We start from the raw sequence: 7911 nt of genomic DNA on the forward strand, positions 1-7911 counted from the left end.
TCTTCTCCAAAGAAATCACCTCTATACGCTCCTAACTCTATGAAGTTAGGATTATTTTCATATAAAAGTGGCTCACTTTTCAACTGCGATGGTGGCTCAGTTTTAGCTTATCAAATACACTGTCTTATATGGCTGTATTGTATGGTCTTTCTAAATACAACTTAAAGAAATATATTACAAAAGATGAATTTATTAAGATTATAGATGATCTAGGTATTGAAGATGTTACTGGAGAAATCATATATAATGAATTTTTATTGACTAAAGATAACGTTGTTACTCACTTAAAATCTAATGATGACTACATATGGACAGTTGAAACTAATGAGAATAGATTAAGTCTTAAACCATTTATACATATAAATTCAGGCAAAATTATGACTAATAGAGAATTACTTGATAGATCCATGAATACCTGGATTAGCTATTTATTAAATGGTGGAAGTATATATGTTAAAAATCCGCAAGATAAATTGTTAAAAGCTTTTCAACTTAGGAATGAGCAGTTGGGTGAAAGATTAGTAGAACTGCTTAGAAATATTCTCAGAGTAAACTATAATAGTACTTTTGATGAAATAGAAGTACCCAATTCTATGATTTGGGGGAAACGAGAAATTAATTATGGTGATTTTGATCTCATGTTTTACTCTGAAGAAGCAAAAGAATTGTTCTTAATAGAGGCAAAATACATATGTGATTCGCTAAACGCAGCTGGAATGGTATCTGATTACGATAAGATGTTTAGAGATAAGGGATATCATTTTAAATGTAGAAGGAGATATGAATTAGTAATTAATGAGCCAGAAGCTTTAAAGAAGTTCATTGGTATAGATGGAGAAATAAATGTACATTTTCTTTTCGTTACATCCAAACCCTTAGATATAGAACTTCAAGATAAAGATGACATAGTGACTTTTATTAGTCTGGAAACGTTTGAGTCATACATCAGTGGCAAATATGAGTCCGAAGATGGCAAAGGTTTTGTTCGTCCAACATATAAAATTTAATAAAAAGTGAGTTTAAAGAACATATCTATTATGGCATACGGGATATTAAAGGAATTCAAAGAAAAATATTAAGGAAAGAGAGTTCAGTTGTTGGTTGCGGCCATTCGGCAATTAATACGATACTAGAACTTTCTCAACCTAGATAATAATGTTGAAATTTAATGGATTATTAGAAAGAAACGGGTAGAGATGCTTATGGTGGGAAAGAAAAAGATGCACTTAAAGGAAGAGAGGAGCCAGGTAGTCGTATTCATCAATGGTTGATGATGGTCATGTTAAAGTATTGATACCATTTAAAATACACCAGTTAAACCATAATGATGATGGCATTGATTGGGAGAATATGAAGGTAATGATTTTACACATCAAGAATTGATGAGATTATTACAAACACATTTAACCTTCATAGTTGTAGTACAGTACGACCTCATATCGAAGAAATTTTAAGACAACCTGAGAAAAACTTCTATATTGTTGGAATGAAAATTTACGGACGTGCTCCAACATTTTTAATGGCAACTGGATACGAACAAATTCGTTCTATTGTTTCCTACTTTTCAGGGGATATAGAGGCATCCAAAAAAGTAGAACTTGAATTACCTGAAACGGGTGTATGTAGCATAAACTTAGTTCCAAAAAATTCAACATCTAGTAGTAGATGTAGTTGCTATGGAGTGAATAGTATGATTGTTAATAATTGAGGCAACTTATCAAAAGAATATTTTAGTGACTTGTTATGAATGCGAATAATAGTTCATTGATCCAAGCACAAAATTATATGATGGAGCATTTTTTTAAAGGTAATGAAAATACATTTGGTAAGTATAGCTATTCAAATTATTTAAAGGCAATAAAGGAACTTTCATAATTACAAAATAAGTTAATTATAATCATCTCACTCTTGGTTACTTTGAGTTGAGGTGATTTTTTTAATCTTAATACAAGGTCAAGCGTTTTTATTTCTTTTTAAAAGTATTAAATATTTCATTTGCTAATTTTAATATCAAACGAATTTCATCTTCATTCTTGTTTTCTAGTAAATTAAAAAGTAACATACTCAAATCTTTTTTCTGAAGGTATTTTTCATCGAGATTCAAAGCCTCAAAATTAAAAATTCTTGCTGGAACTTCTTCAAGACCTTCAATTATTTTCTCTAATGTTTGTAGAGTAATATTTCTATCTCCTCTTTCTACACCTGCCAAATAAGAAGTCTGAAGTCCACATTTTTCAGCTAGTTCTTCTTGAGTCATTTTTTTCGATCTTCTTATATTTTTTATATTAATACCTACCAATTTCATTAAACTATCCATATTTATCACCTCACTTTAAGACTATGTGAGGTTTTACAAGCATTACAGATACATATAATATAACTTTAATTGATTTTTGAACTTATAAGTTATATACTTTCGGAGTATCAAATTTTTAATAAGGAGAAATTATTTATTATGAGTAATGTTTTACCTTCAAATATAGCAATAGAAAACGTAATACAATCAAAGATGAGAGGTCGTGTTACTTATCAAGGATTTGTATCGTCACAGGTAGCTGTTAATTTTTCCTATTCAAAACTATACAATGATCCATCAGGTAAAGGCTACCAACGTCCTATAGATAAAAAACGATGTAAAGATTTTGCTAAATATCTTTCTCATGGAGAAGATGCACTTTATACGCCTATTTTATTAAATGTTGCAGGTCATTGGGAGTTTCATGCATATGAAAATCATCGCCCAACTACGGAAGATTAATTTGTAAAAAAAAGGCGACTTTAATGGATGGTCAGCATAGATTAGGTGGGATAGAGGAGTATATAAAAGAAACTGACAGTATGCTTAATGTTCCTTTTTTAGCTTTTCATTATTTAGATGAAGATGAGGAGATAAAATTATTTGATGTAATTAATACAAAAGCTAAAGGGATAGGTACGTCTTTAAGTCGTTATCTTAATAGAGAAAATGATGAGATTAGTTGGGTTGCAACTAATTTAATTCTTAAGCCAGAGAGTCCTTTTTTTAGTAAAGGAACTCTTATAGGAAAAAGAACAAGAGAGAAAAATATAACACTTCAAAATCTATATAACATAGTAAAGTATTTAACTATGAAATCAGAATTAGAGAACCTATCCAAAGAAAAGAAACTAAACTTGGCACTCTTTTATTTCAATTTGATTAAAGAATTATTTCCTGAAGAGTGGGAAAATAATAAATCATATAGATTAACTCATATTACTTGTTTAAACGGCTTAGCTATAGCTGGTAATAAGATAATTAATGATAATTATTTGGCAAAGTCTCAACAACCTGATTCTTCTAAAATTTGTAGTCTTTTAGTAAATTTGAAAGAAATTGATTGGTCTTCTAGCGGGGATTTAAAATATTTAAAAGGTATACCCGGGGCAAAAATGTTAGCAGGTGATATTTTAAATTGTATTAAGGGATAAACCATTATATCCAGATTATAAGGAATCGCTACTAAAAAATATTTAATTTTTAGTTTAACTATCTAATTGCATGATGATAAAATCACCTCAATAAATTAGAGGTGATTTTTTATATCTGAATATAGGTAGGTAATTCTTTAGCAAATTAACTTCATTCAAAATACGATGTTTATTTTTACATGAGAGTTAAGAATTAATGGCTGGTTACTGAAGAAATTTAAAATGAGTCTTATGTTCTTTTACATCCCAAGTTAGGAGAGCATTAAAAGTTTTTTCTCCTTTTTTAAAACCTTTTATTAAACCAGTTTCACCAGTTGTTAATAGCTTTTTCATATTAGCTTGTGAAATAGTTTTATTAAAAATTTTTTTAGAAACTGAGAATTTACAGTTGGAAGTTTTATAATTTGTACAACCGTAAAAAGTACCGTGGTCTATAATGGAGCCATCGCAAAGTAGACATTTTCCTATAACAGTTTTTTCTTTTTTAAATCTTTTGTTATAAGGATTATTTGCAGTAATTTTATCAATTTCATTTTGATTAAAAGACCATTCTTTTTCACGATTATTTGCATCAGTAATCAATTTATTCGTTAACTTTTTCACTTGCTCCATAAATACTTTAGGAGATGCTTCTCCTGCACCAATTTCAGCTAGTCTTTGTTCCCATCTAGCAGTCATAGAAGGGGAAGTTAAGATACTTTCACCTAGTGCTTCAATTAATAGCATTCCTTTCGTTGTTGCAAATACTTGATTTTTCTTGATATCAATATAGTTTCTTTCTTTAAGGGTACCAATAATTCCAGCACGTGTGGCTTCAGTACCTAATCCTTCGGTTTCTGATAAAACCTTTTCTAAATCTGAATCTTCTATGTGTTTACCAGCTGTTTTCATCAATGTAATTAAATTACCTTCAGAATATCTATTTGGTGGTTGTGTTTCACCTTTTCTAATTTTAGATTTAGCAACTATACCAATATCGTTTTTGTGAAGTAAGGGGACCATTTCACTTTCATCAGTAGATGAACTGTCTTTAGAATGATAAATAACCTTACGCCAACCTTCTTCAATTTGTTCCTTGCCCTTAGAAATGAACTCTGCTCGTTTATCTACAAGAGAATGAATTGTTGTGTAAGAGAAAACTGCATTATTATAATGAGCTGCAATGACTTGTCGAACTACTAAATCATAAATCTTCTCTTCTTCTGTACTTAGTTTCGTAAAGTCAGGTAATTGTTCTGTAATAATAATGGCATGATGATCCGTGACTTTTTTTTCATTAACATATCTTTTGTTATTGATAATTGATTTTGACTTAGGAGGAAGAATGTTTTTATACTTATCAATTTTTTTCAAATTGTTTAATATAAATGGTATTGTTTTTGCTTCTTCGTTCGTCAAAAATTGTGAATCAGATCTTGGGTATGAAACTAAGCCCTTCAAGTAAAGTTTTTGCAAAATATCTAATGTATTTTGAGGTGAGAATTTATATGCTTTATTTGCTGTTGCTTGTAATGCTGAAAGGTTAAACAATAATGGTGGAGCGTATTCTTTTGTTTCTTTTATTATATTTGTTACTTCTACATTTTTATTTAAACAGAAATTTGCAATAGCAATAGCTTGTCTTTCCTCTTGAACTCTTGAAATATTATTTTTGTGCCACTTTGCTTTTAAAATTTTTCCATCGAAATTAAATTCTGCTTCAATTTCCCAAAAAGGTTCAGGTTTAAAATTCGCTATTTCATGTTCTCTTTTAACTATTAGTGCAAGCGTAGGTGTTTGCACTCTGCCTATTGAAAAAACATCTTTTACACCGTTTTTTTTGAGAAGAACTGTATACAATCTTGATGTATTGATTCCAATTAACCAATCTGCACATGAACGGCTTAATGCCTCAAAATAAATATCTCTTGTTTTTTCTTCTGGCAGTAGGTTTGCAAACCCGTTTTTTACGGCGTTTTCAGTTAAGGATGATATCCATAAACGTTTCATTGGTTTGTTTACACCGCATACTCTTAAGATGGAACGAATAATTAATTCACCTTCGCGACCAGCATCTCCACCGATTATGATTTCTTGGATATCAGGTCTTTTCACTAAACTTTTGATCACATTGAATTGTTTATATTTTGATTTTGAAACTTTATATTCGAATCTATCAGGAATAATAGGTAATGTTTCTAAAGTCCATTTTTTCCACGATGAATTATATTCTTCAGGAGCTTTCAATTCACATAGATGTCCAATAGCCCATGTGATTAATGCACCTTCTGGAAAGTATGAATTTTGTTTGACTTCAAAATATCCTGCTTTTTTAGTAAAAGCAAAGGGAGCAGCTAACTTTGCTGCCTGATCTGGTTTTTCTGCAATAACTAAAAATTTGCCCATTCTTAATACCTCCTTATCGGTTTTAAGGTTAAAGTGAGGCAAGAAATAAATTATTTCTTATTCTACTAATCTTTTAAGTTTCTCATAACAATTATAGTTGGAAAATACGGTTAAACAAATAATTTAAATTATTCATATACAGAGGGCTTATTTTGGTGATAAGAACAGGAAAGAAACTAATATTGTAGAGCAACTTAATATAGTTAAAATGTTAACATTAATTTTCCACCGACTATATTATAGCCGGGATTACTCCTGAAATATTAGCTCCTGAAAAAAAGATGAGAAGATCAAATTGAATCTGTTAAAAAGGAATTATTATTATTTCCAGTCTTAATCAAAAAGTTAAAGGTGAAAAAGAAACAGAGGACTTTATTGTTGTTAGAGGTAAAGAGCTTCATTTGAAAAGGAGAAAAACTCAATATAAGTCATACTAGTGTACAGGGAATTCGTCATAGTATTTTAGATATGATGACAATATGATTCAATTGTTCTAAAGGTGTAGTTGTAAATTTATTGATTCTGGATTACAATTATTACAAATGTAGGTAAATTGTAGTATAAATTATATAAAGAAAGGTAGAATCGTATGAATGAAATATTAAAAGATTTACTAGAAAAACTTATAAGAGGGGAGAGAGAATTAAACGAAGAAGAGGCTAAGCTTATATTAGATTTATTTCGTGATAATTTAAGAAAATCTGGTTACTATGAAAGAAGAGGTTCTATAAGAGAAAGCCTCTCAATTGCTTCTGAATTTTGCCCTACTTGTGGAAATCCTAGGTAATGAGAGAAGTTTATTATGGGAATTTTTAAGTATATAGTAAAGAATCCAGAAGAGAAATATGATATTAAATTTGAAATAGAACCAGGTGTTGACTTAGATAACGATATGACTGATATTCAAAAAAGCCTTTTTAGTGATATTGAAAATACAAATAATATTATTAAAAGCCTAAGTCATACAAATGAAGAAATAAAAGAAAAATATTTTAATAAGCTTTACTCTTTGGCTTCTGCTGGTTTTATAAGTGATAACCCAGCCCTTGCTCAAGAAGCGTTAAAATCTTTAAAAGATGAAATGCTGTTAATAGAAGGCTATAGAATTAAAAATAAATACATGTTAAATTTAGGCATGTCTGTAATTATATCGGTCATTTTATGCTGGGTCATATTCGGTATTCTTGGCTCCTTATTTGATCCGTCAGAGATTTTAATATATTTTGTAGTTTGGACTGGGGCAATGTTTGGGACTTGGATTTCTTTTGGAGCTAGAAAGTTTGTTATCCAGTTGGAAGATTTAAGTGTATTAGAAGAAGACAAAATGAGTATATATATTAGATTACCCTATATTGGTATATGTGCGTTGACATTCCTTTTGTTTTTGAATAGCGGCATTTTTAATTTTCAAATTGGTGGAATATCATTAAATGATATAAAAACTAATATAGAATTTCAGCTTGTACTAGGAATTGTTGCTGGTCTTTTAGAAAGTAAATTAGGTGTAAAAATTTTTGAAAAGGCCCAAAATATGACCGTTAATACATGAAAATGAAAAGCAAGCATTAATAGGTATATAGTACACATTTAAATGCTTTAGAACAGATGTATAGTTAATGGTGTTAAAAATGTGACATATGTTCCAAAGATTTAAAAGAAGTTGCTTTCATATTTAAAATGTAAGGTAGGGCGAAGTGCTTAGAAATTCAATCTTATTTTCTTAACTGAAAAAGAGACAGACCCGACCGACACAAGACCTTTTCACGGTTACACCAAGTGGTAAACAAGATATGAGGAATCATAAACTTTTGGTTAGCTCTTATACTATACAATGGTGTAAATCCTTACTGTCTTATCAAAAAACTATTACATACAAATCCTCCCGCATCTCCCATTCTTCCCCTTTTTATTAAATTTAATTTGATAACTATTCACTGCCTTTAACTTGTTTTTTTGGTTCTATGTCAAATGTTGGGGTGAAGTGATATTACACGGCACCCCGATTATCCTAAATGAATCCCAATTTTCTTAGATAAATTATTTAATAAAATTTTCGCTTTAAAGTGTTCATAGCTT

At 29.8% G+C, this 7911-nt stretch carries 8 protein-coding genes; 6 read left to right on the forward strand and 2 right to left on the reverse strand.

Annotated features, from left to right (window positions below):
- The first annotated feature begins 128 nt into the window (after positions 1-128).
- Together EC501_RS17710 and EC501_RS17715 are read left to right on the forward strand one after the other, a co-directional pair.
- The gene (locus EC501_RS17710; RefSeq protein ID WP_122973667.1) at positions 129-1007 is read left to right on the forward strand and encodes a hypothetical protein; all 879 of its coding nucleotides are present in this window, start codon (positions 129-131) and stop codon (positions 1005-1007) included.
- Positions 1008-1486: 479 nt separating this feature from the next.
- A complete protein-coding gene (locus tag EC501_RS17715) occupies positions 1487-1708 on the forward strand; it encodes a hypothetical protein (RefSeq protein ID WP_421930394.1) in 222 nt (73 codons plus the stop codon).
- 255 nt (positions 1709-1963) lie between these two features.
- Here EC501_RS17715 and EC501_RS17720 read toward each other — a convergent pair whose 3' ends face one another.
- Positions 1964-2317, reverse strand: a complete 354-nt coding sequence (locus EC501_RS17720; protein ID WP_122973668.1) for a helix-turn-helix domain-containing protein — start codon at positions 2315-2317, stop codon at positions 1964-1966.
- A 138-nt stretch (positions 2318-2455) separates the two neighbouring features.
- Between EC501_RS17720 and EC501_RS18695 the strand changes: the two genes are divergently transcribed.
- Both EC501_RS18695 and EC501_RS17730 read left to right on the forward strand, forming a co-directional pair.
- Entirely contained in the window at positions 2456-2758 is a 303-nt protein-coding gene (locus EC501_RS18695) for a ParB N-terminal domain-containing protein (protein WP_122973669.1), read from the forward strand.
- A 23-nt stretch (positions 2759-2781) separates the two neighbouring features.
- On the forward strand, positions 2782-3450 hold the full coding sequence (locus tag EC501_RS17730; RefSeq protein ID WP_122973670.1) for a DGQHR domain-containing protein: 669 nt from the start codon (positions 2782-2784) through the stop codon (positions 3448-3450).
- A gap of 204 nt (positions 3451-3654) precedes the next feature.
- Here the strand turns inward: EC501_RS17730 and EC501_RS17735 are convergent, their stop codons facing one another.
- Complete coding sequence (locus tag EC501_RS17735; protein ID WP_122973671.1) at positions 3655-5835, reverse strand: DNA topoisomerase III; 2181 nt, start codon at positions 5833-5835, stop codon at positions 3655-3657.
- A 589-nt stretch (positions 5836-6424) separates the two neighbouring features.
- On the opposite strand from EC501_RS17735, the gene EC501_RS17740 reads away from it, so the two are divergent.
- A complete protein-coding gene (locus EC501_RS17740; RefSeq protein WP_122973672.1) occupies positions 6425-6622 on the forward strand; it encodes a hypothetical protein in 198 nt (65 codons plus the stop codon).
- Positions 6623-6637: 15 nt separating this feature from the next.
- Positions 6638-7384, forward strand: coding sequence for a hypothetical protein (locus EC501_RS17745; RefSeq protein WP_122973673.1), 747 nt, complete (start codon positions 6638-6640; stop codon positions 7382-7384).
- The last annotated feature ends 527 nt before the right edge of the window (positions 7385-7911 follow it).

Origin of the sequence: Lysinibacillus halotolerans, from assembly GCF_003711845.1 — a bacterium.
Lineage (GTDB): Bacteria > Bacillota > Bacilli > Bacillales_A > Planococcaceae > Ureibacillus > Ureibacillus halotolerans.